A 16,294-nucleotide genomic window follows, 5' to 3' on the forward strand; every position below is an offset into this window, starting at 1 on the left:
ATTTGATAGTATAACAGAATGCGAACATGTATGCAAACATAGGTTCGAAAAGTGTTTGACAAAAACGTTTGTTCGCTTTATTATGAGAACGTACATTCCGAACAAACATTCTAAAAAAGGGGTTGTAACTATGACATGGTTAAAGAAAAATACACATATCTCCATTTTATTAGGAGCTTGTCTACTATTTGCAGGATACCTTTACATCACTGATCCAGGAGATGTTAATTACGCAGAAATTCAAATTGAACATGGGGATAGCTTGTGGTCGTTAGCAGAGCAATACCGTGGTAAGATGAGTACAGATGATTGGATTAAGCTGGTCAAAACAGAAAATGAATTAGCAGATATTAAAATTGTGGCAGGAAAGTCTCTAGTTATTCCTGTATTGGGTGATCAAGCCAATCCCATCCATACTATCGAAATTGCGAGAACTGAACAATGATGAATAAACAAATGTCGGCTGTTGTCTATTGCCGTGTAAGTACTGAAAAAGAAACACAAAGCTCCTCATTAGAGCGCCAACAGGAAGAGTTGCTGCGCTACGCTAGAGAGCAAGGCTATGAGGTAAAGGGTGTATTTAAGGATAAGCATAGCGGCTATGATGTGGAACGCGATGGCTTGCTTGAAATGCTTGATTTCATTAAAGAAAAGGGAATTAATGCCCTTTTTGTACAAGATGAAACACGATTAGGACGTGGGAACGCAAGGATGGCTGTGTTGCATTTATTGCAAAAATCAGCAACAGATGTTTTTTCCATGCGCGATGCAGGACCCGTTCAACTAAATGAAATGGACACGATGCTGCTTGAGATTTTAGCAATCGTGGAGGAGTATCAACGAAGAATCCATAATGCTAAAATACGTCGAGGCATGCGACGCGCTGTAGAAAATGGCTATCGTCCTGAAAATAATTTATCGAACCGAGGGAATCCCTATGGGCAGGAGCGAAAAGATCTACCTGTAGATGAAATTGTCAAGCTACGCAAACGTGGATTTACCTTTGAGGAAATTTCGATCACGCTTCGAGGGTTGGGCTTTGAAGTAAGTAAAGCGACTGTTCATCGTCGCTTCCAAGAACATCAAGAAAGATTAGCAGGCAAATAATATCGCCTGCTAATCTTTTTTATTCACAGTAAAAAATGCTATTGATAGGAAGCCAAACTGTCGATGATGATGTTAGTAGGTAGTTGAAAAGGATACTCTTTATTTATTCGATCATAAAACATTATGCCATTTAAATGATCGATTTCATGTTGGACAACGATCGCCCCATAGCCCTGAAACGGCAAGATGAATTCTTGACCATCAATGTCATATGCTCTGACCTTAATACGTTCGTATCTTGGCACAAAACCATGGACAGGTCGATTAACCGACAGGCAGCCTTCTCCATCAGGTAAATAAATCATATTGAGGGAATGACTTATGATTTTGGGATTGATAAACACCATTTCATTATGATCAAACAGTACAGCAAACATTCGTTTGTCTACACCTATTTGATTTGCAGACAACCCAGTTCCAGGGCGAAGCTTATATTTTTTGGCTAGCGTTGGATCTTGGCTGTTTTTGAGATATTGCAGCATAGCTAATAAAGTATTTCGATCCTCTTGGTTTAAGGGTGTCGTCACTTCTTCGGTTTGTTTTCGTAATAATACCGAGTCTTCTTTCACAAAATCTTTCATGGTAATGATCGAATCAGGAAGAAATTTAGTCATACATAAACACCTCATCAATACGGCTATTGAGGACTTTAGCCATGTTCAAAGCTAATGGCTCGTACTTATCATTTTCAATACAATTAATTGTCTGTCTAACAACACCGCATTCTTTCGTAAGTATAGCTTTGGTTATCCCTAATTTGTTTCTCAACATTTTGATCATACTCCTCAGGTTTATCCCTCCGTTTTGTCTGAAGTGTTAGCCATTTATTTTATACTCTTTTTACTGAATGACCAAATGTTGTTACTATGTAACACGGTCATTTTATAGAGTTCTATGCCATTCTTCTTGCAAGATTGCGTAATAGTATTCATCCCACCAATTGTCACCATGCGGTATACATTTTTTAAAAAATCCTTCACGCCGCATACCGATCTTTTCCATCACTCGGTAAGAAGCTATATTTTCGGGTTGGCATGTTGCTATTATTCTATGAAGCTTCAATTTGGAAAATCCATAATCTAATAGGGCTTGAGCAGCTTCTGATGCATAGCCATGTTGCTGATAAGCAGGATTCAATACCCATCCAATTTCATAGGTATGTTCGCCAAAGCATCGATGAAAAACTAAATGACCAATAACTTCTGGTTGATCGCGTAAAGTAATGGCAAAATGCTTAGCTTGATCCGCGCTATTTTCTGTTATAAATTTTTGGACTTGTTCTTCAGTTAAAACTCCTTCAGGCATATAATGCATCACCGTTTCATCAGACATATAGCTATAAACAGCCTGCCAATCTTGGGCTTCAAATTTTCGGATAAGTAATCGCTGTGTTGTGATGTTCATTTAATTTCCTCCAATAAATATAAATTTTTTCCTTTTATTATTAGTTATACACGACTAACATCTGGAAGTCATGTAAATTATGGCTAAGAAGTGTTATTAAGGGTTGGTATAACTGCATTTTAAGGGAAAGCATGCTATACTTTGCATACTGAAGTCATTAAGCTAGGTATTGAAAGGTGTGTAACAATGTTATCAAAGGAAAAAATTAACCGAATTAATGAACTTTCTGCTAAGGCCAAAAGTGGTCAATTAACAGAAGCAGAGGCTAAGGAGCGAACAGCGCTTCGCAAGGAGTACTTAGATACGTTTAGAGCGACTATGCGAGATACGATTGAAAATGTAAAAGTGGTAGATGCAGAAGGTAATGATGTGACACCAGAGAAAGTAAGACAAGCTAAAAAAAATAAATTTCTAAATTAATGTGACACAATTCAATAAAGTATGTATGAAAACGCAATTAGTATAACAAAAGCATTGTTTTCTAAAGCAATGTTGACTAAACTGTAAAAGAACAATATAGGACGAGAAAGGATGTCACAATATAATGACTCAACACGCGGATCTTTTAGCAATTAATGCTATTCGAACTTTGTCAATCGACGCTATCGAAAAAGCAAATTCTGGTCACCCAGGTTTACCAATGGGGGCGGCGCCAATGGCTTATACGCTATGGACAAAACAATTACGCCATAATCCAGCAAATCCAAAATGGTATAACCGTGATCGTTTTGTACTATCAGCTGGTCATGGTTCTATGCTTCTGTACAGCTTACTTCATCTTGGAGGCTATGGTTTACCAATGGAAGAAATTCAAAACTTCCGCCAATGGGATTCATTAACACCAGGACATCCTGAATACGGTCATACAGTAGGTGTAGAGGCAACAACTGGTCCACTTGGTCAAGGGATTGCTATGACAGTTGGTATGGCAATGGCTGAGCGTCATTTAGCGGCTACTTACAATAAACCTGGTCATGATATCGTTGACCACTACACATTTGCCCTTTGTGGTGATGGTGACTTAATGGAAGGTGTAGCAGCTGAAGCTATTTCATTGGCTGGTCACTTAAAACTTGAAAAATTAATCGTACTTTACGATTCTAATGATATTTCTTTAGACGGTGACTTAGAAAAGTCATTCTCAGAAAACGTACAAAAACGCTTTGAATCTTATGGCTGGAATTACTTAAAAGTGGCTGATGGTACAGATGTAGATGCCATTAATGCCACAATTGAAGAAGCGAAAAAATCAACTGGCAAACCAACATTAATTGAAGTAAAAACAGTGATTGGTTTTGGTTCTCCAAATAAATCTGGTAAAGCAGATTCACATGGTGCGCCACTTGGTACAGATGAAGTTGTCTTAACGAAAGCTGCGTATGAATGGGCACACGAGCCATTCCAAATTCCTGCTGAAGTGTATGATACATTTAATGCTGCTGCTGAAATACAAGGTGCACAATCTGAGGAAGCTTGGAATGCTAAATTTGCTGCATATAAAGAAGAGTTCCCAGAGTTAGCGGCTCAATTTGAAAAAGCGATGAATGGTGAATTACCAGAGGACTTTGCGTCAGAGCTACCAGTATATGAGGCAGGTAAATCTGTAGCAACACGTTCTTCTTCTGGTGACGCGATTAATGCCATTGCGAAGAAAACTCCTTCATTCTTTGGTGGTTCCGCTGACCTTGCTGGCTCCAATAAAACAACGATGAAGGGTGCAGGCGATTTCTCTGCAGACGATTATGCTGGTCGCAACATCTGGTTTGGTGTTCGTGAATTTGCAATGGGTGCTGCAATGAACGGTATGGCTCTTCATGGTGGTTTAAATGTATTTGGCGGTACGTTCTTCGTATTCTCTGATTATGTTCGTCCAGCAGTTCGTCTTTCTGCATTAATGGGGCTTCCTGTAACATATGTATTTACACATGACTCTATAGCAGTAGGGGAAGATGGTCCGACACATGAACCAATCGAACACCTTGCATCACTACGTGCGATGCCAAATCTCTCTGTTATTCGTCCTGCGGATGCAAATGAATCAGCAGTAGCTTGGGAGCTTGCCGTAGCATCAGAAAAAACGCCAACTGTTTTAGTATTATCTCGTCAAAACTTACCTGTCCTTGACGCTTCTATTGAAACAGTTCGTGATGGTGTTACGAAGGGTGCTTACACAGTATCTCCTGCTACAAAAGAAGTAGCAGATGCTATTTTAATCGCAACAGGCTCTGAGGTTTCACTTGCTGTTGAAGCACAGAAAGCATTAAAAGCAGAAGGTGTGGATGTGGCAGTTGTTTCCATGCCGTCTATGGATCGCTTTGAAAAACAAGACGCAGCTTATAAAGAATCTGTCCTACCAAAAGCTGTGACAAAACGTCTTGCGATTGAAATGGGTGCATCATTTGGCTGGCATAAATATACTGGCTTTGAAGGTGACGTTCTTGCAATCGACAAGTTCGGTGCATCAGCTCCAGGTGAATTAGTAATGGAAAAATACGGATTCACTGTAGAAAATGTCGTAGCGAAAGTAAAAGCACTATAATTTATATTAAAATACCGCAACACTCAGTCGATGTTTAAGTTCGCTGAGTGTTGCGGTATTTTTTTATCGTTTTTCATTATGATAAAAGTGAGATTATTGCAGAGGTGCTGCATCATTTTGCCAAGTATCCAAAGGAACAATTTATCATGATCGGGGCTCGTGAAAATGATTTTGATGCTATCAGCGTGACATATGGTTATGGATCATGACAAGAATTAGAAAAGGTATATTGTGGATCTAATCAAGTATCTCTAAATACATGAAAAAACTGCATGCTGACATGCAGTTTTTTATGTAGGTGTTATTTAGCAAGGCCACTTTGAAAAGCGTAGACAACGGCCTGTGTACGATCTTGCACTTCGAGCTTTGCTAAAATATTGCTAACATGTGTTTTTACGGTCTTTAAGGCAATGTATAGTTCGTCAGCGATTTCCTGATTGGCTTTACCCTTTGCCATGAGCAATAATACTTCCATTTCACGGTCAGTGAGCTGTTCGTAAAGGGGCGTATTATTACCGTGGCGCATACGGTGCATCATTTTGGATGTGACTTCTGGCTCTAATACTGTTTCGCCACCTATGGTTTTACGAATAGCATCGGCAATTTGTTTAGCATTAGAAGTTTTTAAAATATAGCTTACCGCACCAGCCTCTAAAGCAGGGTAGACTTTATCGTCATCTAAAAAACTAGTCACCATCATGATTTTTGCCTCTGGCCATGCCGTTAAAATTTCCGCTGTTGCCTCTGCTCCTGTCATGATGGGCATGACATTATCCATTAAAATAATATCAGGTCTTAGGGCAAGGGCACGCTCCACAGCCTCTTTGCCGTTTTCAGCCTCACCTACAACTGTAATATCTGGTTGTGCTGAAAGATAGGCTGAAACGCCAATCCGTACCATTTCATGATCATCCACTATGAGCACTTGTATCATCGACATGAACCTCCTCCTTCTGTAGCGGAATTTTAACCTCCACAATCGTTCCTTCTTCAGGCACGGACACAATTTTGTATGTGCAGCCAATTTCAACAGCTCGTTCAGCTATATTTTGTAAGCCGTACGAAGTTGATTTATCGGCCTCCACATCAAAGCCTAACCCATTATCCTGAATTCGTAAAATGGCTAAGTCATCTCGTGCAACAAGCAGTAACTCCACTTCACTTGCTTTGGCATGACGGAGCGTGTTAGAGAGGGCTTCCTGTGCAATACGGAATAAATGGTCTTCTTCTGCTTTTGTTAAGGCCATTTCCTCTAGCTCATATTCAATATGGAAATAAACTTTTTGTTGAAGTTCAATAATCAATTCCTCTAAGCCTTGTGCTAGCGTTTTATTGTGTAGAGCTACAGGTCGTAAGTGGAGCAGCAATGCGCGCATTTCTAGCTGTGCCTGCTGAACAATCTTTTCCACCTGTTTTAAGCTAGTAGCATTTTCGTCATTTTCAGTTAATGCTGAGAGTAACATAGAAGCCGCAAATAATTGCTGTGATACGGAATCATGCAATTCCCTAGCAAGTCGTTGGCGTTCAGCAATAATACGCTCCTGAATAATTTTATCATTTGCTTCTGCCCGTTCATTGGAGAGTCGCTGTAAGCTTTTTCGCTGTGTATCGATTAATTCACTTGTTTGAACTATTGCCTTTTTTAATGATTTCGGAAGTGCTTGTTTTTTAGGGAAAATAAAATCAGGCTCGATTAATTGCTTCACAATGCGTGTTGCTTGAGCTTCTCGTGCCCGAGCAGTCATGCTGATCCAGCTAGCAAACAGGAAGCTAAGTACAAACAGGCTAACTACGATGATGCCTCCTAGCGGAATATTATCGTAAGTCTGCTGCCACAATGGCTCCCATGTTTTTTCATCCGGATTGCCCCATACCGCCACAAGCAGACCGAAAACAGCACTCATTAAAATGAAAAATAGCGTAAACAATCTTGAGATAAAGGCAATCATTTTCGTAGCACCTCCAAATCTCCCAGCCAGGTTGCGACATGAATAATTAAAACGCGTTTAGCATCCTCAGGGTTGCCGTCAGCGAAAGTAATACTTTCATTTAAGATGCGTTGTGGCCCCTTATGTAAGCAGATAAGCTCACCAAATAACGTCGTATACTGTAAACGGAAAGGGATTTCATAGGGAATATAGATTTGAACTTTCCCGATCCCTTGGCGAATTGTAATGAGACTAGTGCCAGCAGGTAAAATTGTTTGTGTTGTATCAATCGTAATATCTCCTGCAAGGCGTTGAATTTGTACATCTTGCCATTTGTACGCTTCTGTAGGTGCTGGCATTGTGCCAATCAAGTCATTTTTAGTTGTAGGAAGCTTTTCAAAAAGCTCTGCACCGACTACCTTTGGTTCGTTTTCTCGTTGTAGGTATTGATAAAGCATATATAAGAGCATGATGACGACGAATAAACGTAGGCTCCACATGGTAAACAAAGCAATAGCAATGAAGAAAATTCCTGTCCATTTAAAAAAACGAACTTTTTTGGAAAAACTTAAATAAAGAAGTACTGCCCCAATCAATAAACAGAAGGCTCCGCCATTATTAAAAATAGTAAGCTCTACAAAGACGAGTAAAAAGAAGCATAGTACCCAAAACGTGAGCTTATTTGTTGTGAAATTTTGCAAGAGGGTCACCCTTCCTTCTACTAATAGTATAAGAGAGGGAATGGGACCCTCTATTTTTAAACGTGAAAGAATGCGCCTTATAAAGTTGGCGCATTGCTTTCATTATAACATGTTATTTATTTTCAATTAGCAGTGGTGAGTGATCTTCTGCTGCTTTTTTTTCTAATTCTGCCAGTCTTGCCTCGAAAGTTGTTACCTCATGATCTTTATCGATTTGGTAAGCTAATTTATCGATATAGGCTTCTAAATCTTCAAAATTTGTTTTATTGTTTTTGGCAATCATGCCGTCCATTTGATGGTGAGCACGTGTTACATTTTCTTTTCCCATCAGCTGTAATTGACGTACTTTCATATCTTTAATTTTATGCTTCATTGTTTCGAATTTACGCTCTAGCTCGAAGTATTCACGTGTACTCGATTCAATGCTCGCTTGTAGTGTATGATTACGAGCTGTGTAAGCCGTTACTTCATCTGTAGCGAAATCAATTAAATCCTGTTCACCACTAGTTGTTGCCAATGTTAGTTGGGCTTCACGTTTAGCTAGTAATTCAGCATTTTGCTTATATTCTTGCTCTAGCTTTTCTTTTAATTGCCCTTGTCGTTCTAATAATTTACCTGTTTGTTCTGTTTGTTTTTCTGCCTCGCGAATGTATTGATTTAACATTGCAATCGGATTTTTTTGTTCCTTTTTATCAAATATTTGATGTAAGTCTGCCTCTACTGTATATCTAAAACGTTGAAATAAATTCATTTAATTTCGCTCCTTTTTATTTTGTTAAGTTTGACCATTCTTTTTCAAAGTTTGTAAACGGATCTTCTTCTTTTTTCCCTTCGATTGTAGGGATTTTTACATCTTCGCCATTCCATTTTTTATAGATGACATAGATAATAGCGATAGCTGCAAGACCGATCATTGCTGGAATGTTAGACACTGCTGATAGAACACCGATTAGACCAACTGTAAACCAGAAAATTTTACCGAATGTTGATTTGCTTGCCATGTAGAAATGCATGCCTAGTGCTACAAATAATCCAGAGAATAGTAAACCTGCCAGTGGTCCTATTAAGGCAAGTGCAACACATGCTGCGATGACGCCTCCAGTTAATAAAAGAAATTTTTTCATTTGTTTTAGCTCCTTTCGTTTGTACCTTTATGTTACCTCTATACAAGATTGTCTAAAACGGACTCGAAATTGATTTTGATCTAGGTCTTGAGGCTGAGAACCATCTAAGCTGTAACGAAAGTGGGTTTTTGGCGTATAAAACGAGCTGCTTTTTCTTGTTTTTGGAAAATAACTATTTTGTTTTATCAAAAAATACCATTTGTCATAAAGTCATTTATAGATGCGAAACTAGAATTTTTTCGACAAAAATAGAAGATAGATCCTTCCTTCGTTTGACAAATTAACAAGGTTGGATGAGCTATACTTATGGAAAAGAAACTGAGCGAAGGAGGATTTCTGGTGAGAACCTATTCTATATATAAGATAAAAGAAGAGCATTTAACATTTATTTTTGGCAGAGAGCGTAAGTTGTTAGAGATGATGCAAGGCTGTGAAGACGCCAACGAGAAATCCTTAAAAGAGCTTGCATATATATGTGAATCTGTTCGTTTTGAAGAAATTGCAGCGATGTTGGAACATCAACTTGATTCCAAATATGCACATTTAGAAAGAGCCCGCAATGCTTTGTTTTTAGAACATCCGATAAAAGGCAAAATGGCTATTTATTTGGTCGATCGTAAAATTTGCGTTTATTGTGAAGGTTCGCGAATGCTAGATTTAGATTTATTTCAAATGCTTGCCAAAATGAGTGAACGGTTTATTGCTTTTAATAAACAGGATAATGAGTGTGGGTGGTTAAAGCCGATGAAGTATACAATGCACTAGGAAAATTCACTACAATATATAGTAACACGCTATCATTTGGTGTATAATGGTGCGTGGAGAGTTTTTCTCGGTATATTGTAGTGGAGGAGGTTGGTTGTATGCCTACATGGGGCTGGATTATTATCGTAATTATCGCATTAGCAGCGGGAGCGGCACTTGGTTTCTATTTCGCTCGTCAAGCTATGATGAAATATTTAAAAGAAAACCCACCTATTAATGAGCAAATGATTCGTATGATGATGGCACAAATGGGTCGTACGCCGTCTGAAAAGCAAGTACGTCAAATGATGGCACAAATGAATAAATTCCAAAAGTAATCGGAATGATGAGAGCAACTAGTTCAAACTTAACTAGTTGTTTTTTTTTATATTTTTTACAGTATTTAAAAAATTCTTGAAAATCATATAATTCTATCGGGAAACTATGTATAATAGAATTACCATACGGAAAGGGGTTATGTATTATGCAAAAAGAAAAGACAAATGTAGAAAGCTTTGATCTGGATCATACAAAAGTAAAGGCACCTTATGTTCGTTTAGCTGGTGTTAAAACGGGTCAAAATGGCGACGAAGTGTACAAATATGATATTCGCTTTAAACAGCCAAATAAAGAGCATATGGATATGCCTGCCTTACATTCTTTAGAGCATTTATCTGCTGACATTATTCGTAACTACTCTGATCACATTGTTGATTTTAGTCCAATGGGTTGCCAAACAGGCTTCTATGTATCACTGATTAATCATAATGATTATGAGGAATTATTAACTATTTTAGAGAAAACATTTATTGATGTGACAAAAGCAACAGCTGTTCCTGCATGCAATGAGGTGCAGTGTGGCTGGGCTGCTAGCCATAGCTTGGAAGGTGCACAATCATTAGCTGAAGAATTTTTAGCAAAACGAGATGAATGGCATATCGTTTTTGGAGAATAATCATTTATAAAACCTTGCGGAGATAATTCCGCAAGGTTTTCTTAGTGTTGAAAAACAAAACAGTCAATTGGAAGGTAGAAATGGATTTCCCTTGCAGGCTACTTGCTTTCCTGTGGGCAAGCGTCCCGAGCCGCTTCCTCCGCTATCGCTCCGTTTAGAGGCTCGCCTGTCTCGTTATCCCACGGGAGTCAAGTAGCCTTCCACTCCAACCTACAAAAGTATTACCTTTTTAGCAAAGGTTTTCAAATAAGGCGAAGGTCTTCACTACTCTTTATGGAGAGGTGTTGTCACACATCACTTCCCCACATTGAAAATAAGAGCTTATTCCCTCTAAAAATAATGGGCTATTTAATCGCTATATTACTATGAAAAAAAGTAAAGACACTTTGCAGAATGGTTGATTGGAGTGGAGCCAGCGTCACTCCTAGGGGATTAGCGTCACAGATGAGACCCTGGAGCGAGCGTAAGTGAGTGAAGCGGCTCATCGGACGCCCCCTGGAAAGGGCGCTGGCGGAACGGAAATCAACCTCTCACCTTGCAAAGTTGCTTTTTCTGCCTTTGACATGATCTTTTTTCATGTGTGCTAAAAATGGAATGGAATGACATTGGAGGAGGAAGACTCGGGATTGATTTTTTGGTAAATAAAACTTTCTAAAAAATCATGAATTAAATCCTCATATTCATCTATATTTTCATTAAAGGACTGTGCATGTGCCCCAGTGTCAAAAAGTTTTAATTTTTTGGGACCTGCTTTTTTATTGTAGAGATCTAGTGACATCGACGCTGGAATAAATGTATCAGGAATACTGTGAATAAAGAGTACTGGTTTTTCAATATGTGTCACGGCTTCAGCAGGTGTTACACTTTTGAAGGAGTAGCCATCTCTGAGGCGGACAAAGAAATCGGCAAAGCGAATGGGAATAATGGAGCCATATTTAAATTCGGTTTTGGCGATTTGCTTCAACAACATGGAAAAATCGGAGAACGCACAGTCTGAAATATAGAAATCAGCACCATCTTCCACTGTTCCAGCATAAAGTAGCATAGTTGCTGCCCCCATGGATTCACCGTGAATCCCAAGGATAGCGTCTTCACCAATCATGGCTTTCACTGTCTTTACTACTGCATCAAGATCATTTTTTTCATAGTAGCCATAACTCGTTGTTTTGCCCCCAGATTCACCATGACGACGATGGTCAAAAATAACTGAATTATAGCCAAGTCTTTCAAATAATCGAGCATATTTTACGGAATTTATTTTATTTTCAGTGACACCGTGACAAATGATGATGGTGTTATTAGTTTGCAAAGGCTGAAACATAATGCCTCGAATTGAGTAGCCATTAGGAGAATCAATATTGAGTTCACATTTCAAGTTATTATTGTACCAAGCTTCATCAAAGCGCTTGGCAGTCGTTTCTCGTTCTCGAACAAACTCCGGGTCTTTTTGTTGGATATACATTAATTTATTGGAAAGCGCGAAGCCGAACAGACCTGTTGCAGCTGCGGCTAGCGTTGTTGTAATACCAGAGAATAAAAGCATCTTCTTTTTCATCATAAAACACCTCCACATGCTGTTTCTTATTTGTAATGTTCCCAACTAAGATTGTTTAAAACACGTCAACATTTTACAATATCTTTGGCAAAACTGCGATTATTTCTATTATCGAAAATCGTCAAAATATTTGTTAAAATATACATATCTGCTAGTAGCATATGCATGCAGTGTTGATTTTTGAACGGGGAAAAGGGGAGAATGATTATGACAAACGAGGTAGTAATCGTGAGTGCTGTGCGTACAGCGATAGGCTCATTTCAGGGGACATTAAAAGACGTACCAGCAACAACGTTAGGTAGCATTGTCATTAAAGAGGCGTTAGCACGTGCAGGCGTAGCAGGAGAACAGGTCGATGAGGTTATTATGGGGAATGTTTTAGCGGCAGGGCTTGGACAAAATCCAGCTCGTCAAGCGGCAATTAAAGCGGGGTTACCTCACGAGGTATCAGCATTAACAATTAATAAAGTATGTGGATCGGGTTTAAAGGCTGTTCATTTAGCCACACAGGCGATTATAGCGGGAGATGCTGAGATTGTTGTTGCGGGGGGCTTTGAAAATATGAGCCAAGCACCTTACGTCTTAAAAAATGCGCGAGAAGGCTTCCGAATGGGCGATCAAAAGGTAGTAGATACAATGATTCAAGATGGCCTATGGTGTGCTTTTAATGATTATCATATGGGGATTACCGCTGAAAATTTATGTGATATGTATCAAATTTCTCGAGAAGAACAGGATGCTTTTGCGGCTCGTTCTCAGCAACGTGCAGAGGCAGCGATTGCAGTTGGCAAGTTTGAAAATGAAATCGTGGCTGTCGAGATTCCACAGCGTAAGGGAGAGCCACTTCTTTTCAATAAAGATGAATTTCCACGAGCAGGTGTGACAGCGGAGTCCTTAGCTAAGCTACGACCAGCATTTAAAAAGGATGGCTCCGTTACCGCAGCGAACGCATCGGGTATTAATGATGGTGCAGCAGCAGTTGTGGTGATGTCAAAGGAAAAAGCACAAAAGCTAGGCATTCAACCAATGGCAATTATTACAGCGAATGCCAGCGCAGGTGTCGATCCAGCTATTATGGGGACAGGTCCTGTAAAAGCTGTCCAAAAAGCACTAACAAAAGCAGAGACAACTTTAGACGATATCGATTTAATTGAAGCAAATGAAGCATTTGCAGCACAATCAATTGCTGTAGATCGTGAATTAAGCTTTAATCATGATAAACTAAATGTTAACGGGGGTGCTATTGCTCTTGGTCATCCAATCGGTGCAAGTGGTGCTCGTATTTTAGTGACGCTATTGCATGAAATGGAAAAGCGTGACGCAAAAATGGGCTTAGCCACATTATGTATTGGCGGTGGCCAAGGCGTAGCGACTGTTGTAAAGCGCCCTTGATATCAATAAGAAGGTGAATGTAATGGGAAAGAAACGAAAACAGCAGCAACGTACTGACAATAGCATGACAGCTAGCCTACCTAAGCAAGAGGCGGTCACATTAGCGGATCAGCTTGGCGGCGATGTGCTCGCAAAATTAAAAGCGGCGAAGCAAGATTTAACAGCCAAAGAGCAGGCGGCAGAGGAAGAACGTCAAGCAAAATTAGCGTTTGAACGCAAACAACGTGAAAAAAATAAATCGTTTGAAGAATTACTAAACGAATACGGCGATAAAGGCTCTAAATTTTAAGAATAAAGCAGTGAATTCACACAGGTGGGTTCACTGTTTTGTCTTTTATAGCATTTAAATTATGTCGTTATAGTCGATATACAAAGAGAGATTTTTGAATTTAATGGAACGGGAGACGCTGCCAATAACATATACCTAATTGTAGTTTAGTATCAATTAAATTATGTTAGGAGAACAACATGGTAGAATTACAGACAGAAAGAATAAGATTAATTCCTTTAAACGCCAAGTATCTAAAATTACTAATAGAGCATGAGAAACAAATGGCCAAGCAGTTGTCATTAAGTATGGGTGAGGGGCGTTTAGATTGTGAGCTTAAACAAGCATTGTATTTTAGACTTTCCAAAGTCGTAGAAGATGAGCAAAACTATCTTTGGCATACGAACTGGTTACTTGTGTTAAAAGAGAAAAATTGTGCTGTTGGTGGCATAATGCTAAAAGGTATGCCAAATGACCAAGAGGAAGTTGTGATTGGGTATTATACTTTTCCTCCTTATCAGGGGCAGGGCTATATGACAGAATCAATCATAGCTCTTCAAAACTGGTTACTTCATCAGCTAAATGTAAAATACGTTATTGCAGATACCGAAAAAGATAATGTGGCATCCCATCGAGTTTTAGAAAAAGCAGGAGCTACCTTGTATAAAGAAACAAACTCCCTCTATTTTTGGAGATTCCAACTTTAAAATAAATGACTGAGACAAAAGGCTATAATAGAGCCTTTTGTCTTTATTTTGGTGAAAAATGGTAATGTCACAAAGAATATTTTTTAGCAAGGCGAGTAGTTCCGTTCCGCCAGCGTCCTTTTCAGGGGGCGTCCGATGATCTGCTTCCCTCACTTACGTTCGCTCCAGGGTCTTCTCTGTGACGCTGGCTCCACTCCACATTAACCATTCTGTAAAAGTGTCAGTAGCAGTAGTGAATAAAATATTTCTATTTTTAGAGAGTGGAGACGCGATTAATCACCACTACCATCAATAAAGTAGTGAACACCTTCATTTTATTTGTGAAACCTTTGTAAAAAAGAGAACTCTTTTGTAGAGCGGCAAACCTTTTTTTACTTTAAATTCTATGGATATTTTGTTATTCAACACAATGAAGACAAAAGGCTACGGTAATGCCTTTTGTCTTTTATTTTTAAGTATTTTTCTCAGTGCAACAACGATACTCACAAAAACAATGGCTCCAGCTGTATCAACCAAGACATCTTGGAAGCTCATTGTGCGACCTGGTGTAAAGCTTTGACGAAATTCGTCAATGATAGCAATTGTAGCTGTTCCTGCAATGGCAATACTTGCTGCAAAACGTCTTTTTCCCCAAGCAAAATACAGACCAAGTGCAATGCATCCAAACCCAATAAAATGTGTCAATTTACGAATTAAAAACTCTACAAATGGAAAATAACCACGTTCTTCAACGGAAACGATGGTTCCCCAATAGGGAATTTTTAAAACAGATAGTTGTTTTTCAAAAGGTTTATTGGCAAGTAGATCTTCTAATTCTGGTAGGATACTCTGTTGCTCATAGGTCATACTAGAGGAGATTACTAATATGACAAGACAGATGATGAAGACCAGCCATTTTTTCATCGGTGTTCTTGATACTGCTCATTTTTAGTCAGTTTATTGGCTGCATTAAAATCTGTGATTACGTTGATTTTTTCATAGGCAGCTAGCGTTTGAGCTAGCTGTTGTTGTGAGCTTGCCCCAATTACCGTTGAAGCGATCGTAGGCTCTTTCAAATTAAAGGCGATGGCCAGCGCATGTAAATCATCATATTGTAAAGCTAAGTCTGTTAACGATGCTGTTAATTCCTCTGTCGTATAGCCGTTAAAACCATTGACCTGTTGTAGACGTTGTTGCCAGCTATTTGTTAATAAGCCTTTTGCCACTGTGCCACGTGTTACAACAGATGCACCTTGATTTGCAATAAACTCAAACCATTCTTCAGGGCGACGATCTAGAGCACTGTATTGCATCATAACGCTTTTAGCTGAGCTTGCAGGTAAAAATCGCTGCAATACATTTGGACGAATAGAAGAAATGCCATATTCACGAATGAGCCCTTCTTTTTTAAGTCCTTCAAATGTGTCAATAATTCCATCCCAATCATCTTCGATTGTGCCGCCATGTAATTGATAGACATCAATATAGTCTGTACCTAGTCGTCGTAAGCTAGCATGGGCAGCTTCTTGAATATAGTCTGGGGATGCGTCCCAATGCCAACCATCGACGCCTTCTGTCCAACGGTTTCCTACCTTTGTTGCTAGGATGACATCATGACGACGTTTACCTAACGTTGTACCAATGATTTCTTCGTTTGCACCAAAATCATATAAATCCGCTGTGTCGATATAATTAATCCCGGCATCTAATGCCATATCGACAATGGCAGCTGCTTGCTTTTTATCTGTCGAAAGAGACATGCCTCCTAAACTAATCTCTGAAATAAACAATTCACTTATGCCAAGCTGTCTTTTTTTCATATGATCGTCCTCCTTCGATTTCTCTACTTGTAATGGTACAATGAACATATCTGAAGAACAAGCGAGGTTAT

General features: G+C 39.1%; 21 protein-coding genes. 11 read left to right on the forward strand and 10 right to left on the reverse strand.

Annotated features, from left to right (window positions below):
- Nucleotides 1-130: 130 nt before the first annotated feature.
- Nucleotides 131-445, forward strand: coding sequence for a cell division suppressor protein YneA (gene yneA / locus NV349_RS05860; protein WP_036128077.1), 315 nt, complete (start codon nt 131-133; stop codon nt 443-445).
- A complete protein-coding gene (locus NV349_RS05865; RefSeq protein ID WP_036128073.1) occupies nt 442-1,107 on the forward strand; it encodes a YneB family resolvase-like protein in 666 nt (221 codons plus the stop codon). The genes yneA and NV349_RS05865 overlap by 4 nt, the downstream gene beginning before the upstream one ends.
- Before the next feature lie 38 nt (nt 1,108-1,145).
- On the opposite strand, the gene def is transcribed toward NV349_RS05865, so the two are convergent.
- Nucleotides 1,146-1,721, reverse strand: a complete 576-nt coding sequence (def, locus tag NV349_RS05870; protein ID WP_271912563.1) for a peptide deformylase — start codon at nt 1,719-1,721, stop codon at nt 1,146-1,148.
- 268 nt (nt 1,722-1,989) lie between these two features.
- Nucleotides 1,990-2,511, reverse strand: coding sequence for a GNAT family N-acetyltransferase (locus tag NV349_RS05880; RefSeq protein WP_058843964.1), 522 nt, complete (start codon nt 2,509-2,511; stop codon nt 1,990-1,992).
- Between the two features lie 186 nt (nt 2,512-2,697).
- On the opposite strand from NV349_RS05880, the gene NV349_RS05885 reads away from it, so the two are divergent.
- The 3 genes from NV349_RS05885 (at nt 2,698) to NV349_RS05895 (ending at nt 5,259) form a co-directional block, all read left to right on the forward strand.
- A complete protein-coding gene (locus NV349_RS05885) occupies nt 2,698-2,931 on the forward strand; it encodes a DUF896 domain-containing protein (RefSeq protein WP_036128062.1) in 234 nt (77 codons plus the stop codon).
- Nucleotides 2,932-3,055: 124 nt separating this feature from the next.
- Nucleotides 3,056-5,050, forward strand: a complete 1,995-nt coding sequence (gene tkt / locus NV349_RS05890; RefSeq protein ID WP_058843965.1) for a transketolase — start codon at nt 3,056-3,058, stop codon at nt 5,048-5,050.
- A gap of 47 nt (nt 5,051-5,097) precedes the next feature.
- A complete protein-coding gene (locus tag NV349_RS05895; protein WP_271912569.1) occupies nt 5,098-5,259 on the forward strand; it encodes a hypothetical protein in 162 nt (53 codons plus the stop codon).
- A gap of 92 nt (nt 5,260-5,351) precedes the next feature.
- Here the strand turns inward: NV349_RS05895 and NV349_RS05900 are convergent, their stop codons facing one another.
- From NV349_RS05900 to NV349_RS05920, 5 genes are all read right to left on the reverse strand, one after another.
- Nucleotides 5,352-5,984 carry a response regulator transcription factor gene (locus NV349_RS05900; protein WP_271913544.1) on the reverse strand — a complete coding sequence of 211 codons (633 nt, stop codon included), beginning with the start codon at nt 5,982-5,984 and terminating at the stop codon, nt 5,352-5,354.
- On the reverse strand, nt 5,959-6,999 hold the full coding sequence (locus NV349_RS05905; RefSeq protein WP_036128054.1) for a sensor histidine kinase: 1,041 nt from the start codon (nt 6,997-6,999) through the stop codon (nt 5,959-5,961). Before NV349_RS05905 ends, NV349_RS05900 begins: the two co-directional genes overlap by 26 nt.
- Nucleotides 6,996-7,679: a cell wall-active antibiotics response protein LiaF gene (gene liaF / locus NV349_RS05910; protein WP_036128050.1), complete on the reverse strand. Its 684-nt coding sequence runs from the start codon at nt 7,677-7,679 to the stop codon at nt 6,996-6,998. The genes NV349_RS05905 and liaF overlap by 4 nt, the downstream gene beginning before the upstream one ends.
- 112 nt (nt 7,680-7,791) lie before the next feature.
- A complete protein-coding gene (locus NV349_RS05915; protein ID WP_036128047.1) occupies nt 7,792-8,430 on the reverse strand; it encodes a PspA/IM30 family protein in 639 nt (212 codons plus the stop codon).
- A gap of 16 nt (nt 8,431-8,446) precedes the next feature.
- A complete protein-coding gene (locus tag NV349_RS05920) occupies nt 8,447-8,803 on the reverse strand; it encodes a lmo0954 family membrane protein (protein ID WP_036128044.1) in 357 nt (118 codons plus the stop codon).
- Between the two features lie 306 nt (nt 8,804-9,109).
- Here NV349_RS05920 and sirA point away from each other — a divergent pair, with 306 nt between their 5' ends.
- The 3 genes from sirA to NV349_RS05935 all read left to right on the forward strand — a co-directional run bounded on the left by sirA (nt 9,110) and on the right by NV349_RS05935 (nt 10,502).
- Nucleotides 9,110-9,568, forward strand: coding sequence for a sporulation inhibitor of replication protein SirA (sirA, locus tag NV349_RS05925; RefSeq protein ID WP_170829784.1), 459 nt, complete (start codon nt 9,110-9,112; stop codon nt 9,566-9,568).
- 98 nt (nt 9,569-9,666) lie between these two features.
- A complete protein-coding gene (locus NV349_RS05930) occupies nt 9,667-9,885 on the forward strand; it encodes a YneF family protein (protein WP_004232154.1) in 219 nt (72 codons plus the stop codon).
- A 146-nt stretch (nt 9,886-10,031) separates the two neighbouring features.
- Nucleotides 10,032-10,502, forward strand: coding sequence for an S-ribosylhomocysteine lyase (locus NV349_RS05935; RefSeq protein WP_058843967.1), 471 nt, complete (start codon nt 10,032-10,034; stop codon nt 10,500-10,502).
- A 583-nt stretch (nt 10,503-11,085) separates the two neighbouring features.
- Here the strand turns inward: NV349_RS05935 and NV349_RS05940 are convergent.
- Nucleotides 11,086-12,057, reverse strand: a complete 972-nt coding sequence (locus tag NV349_RS05940; RefSeq protein ID WP_271913546.1) for an alpha/beta hydrolase — start codon at nt 12,055-12,057, stop codon at nt 11,086-11,088.
- 207 nt (nt 12,058-12,264) lie between these two features.
- Between NV349_RS05940 and NV349_RS05945 the strand changes: the two genes are divergently transcribed.
- The 3 genes from NV349_RS05945 to NV349_RS05955 all read left to right on the forward strand — a co-directional run bounded on the left by NV349_RS05945 (nt 12,265) and on the right by NV349_RS05955 (nt 14,424).
- Nucleotides 12,265-13,449, forward strand: coding sequence for an acetyl-CoA C-acetyltransferase (locus NV349_RS05945; protein ID WP_271912579.1), 1,185 nt, complete (start codon nt 12,265-12,267; stop codon nt 13,447-13,449).
- Nucleotides 13,450-13,471: 22 nt separating this feature from the next.
- Nucleotides 13,472-13,738, forward strand: a complete 267-nt coding sequence (locus NV349_RS05950) for a YqkE family protein (protein WP_036127968.1) — start codon at nt 13,472-13,474, stop codon at nt 13,736-13,738.
- 179 nt (nt 13,739-13,917) lie between these two features.
- Nucleotides 13,918-14,424 (forward strand): GNAT family N-acetyltransferase, encoded by a 507-nt coding sequence (locus tag NV349_RS05955; protein ID WP_271912580.1) that lies wholly within the window; start codon nt 13,918-13,920, stop codon nt 14,422-14,424.
- 423 nt (nt 14,425-14,847) lie between these two features.
- Here the strand turns inward: NV349_RS05955 and NV349_RS05960 are convergent, their stop codons facing one another.
- Both NV349_RS05960 and NV349_RS05965 read right to left on the reverse strand, forming a co-directional pair.
- Nucleotides 14,848-15,327, reverse strand: a complete 480-nt coding sequence (locus tag NV349_RS05960) for a VanZ family protein (RefSeq protein ID WP_058843267.1) — start codon at nt 15,325-15,327, stop codon at nt 14,848-14,850.
- A complete protein-coding gene (locus NV349_RS05965) occupies nt 15,324-16,223 on the reverse strand; it encodes an aldo/keto reductase (RefSeq protein WP_271912582.1) in 900 nt (299 codons plus the stop codon). Before NV349_RS05965 ends, NV349_RS05960 begins: the two co-directional genes overlap by 4 nt.
- Nucleotides 16,224-16,294 lie beyond the last annotated feature (71 nt).

The organism is Lysinibacillus sp. OF-1 (assembly GCF_028356935.1).
GTDB classification, from domain to species: Bacteria; Bacillota; Bacilli; order Bacillales_A; family Planococcaceae; genus Lysinibacillus; species Lysinibacillus fusiformis_D.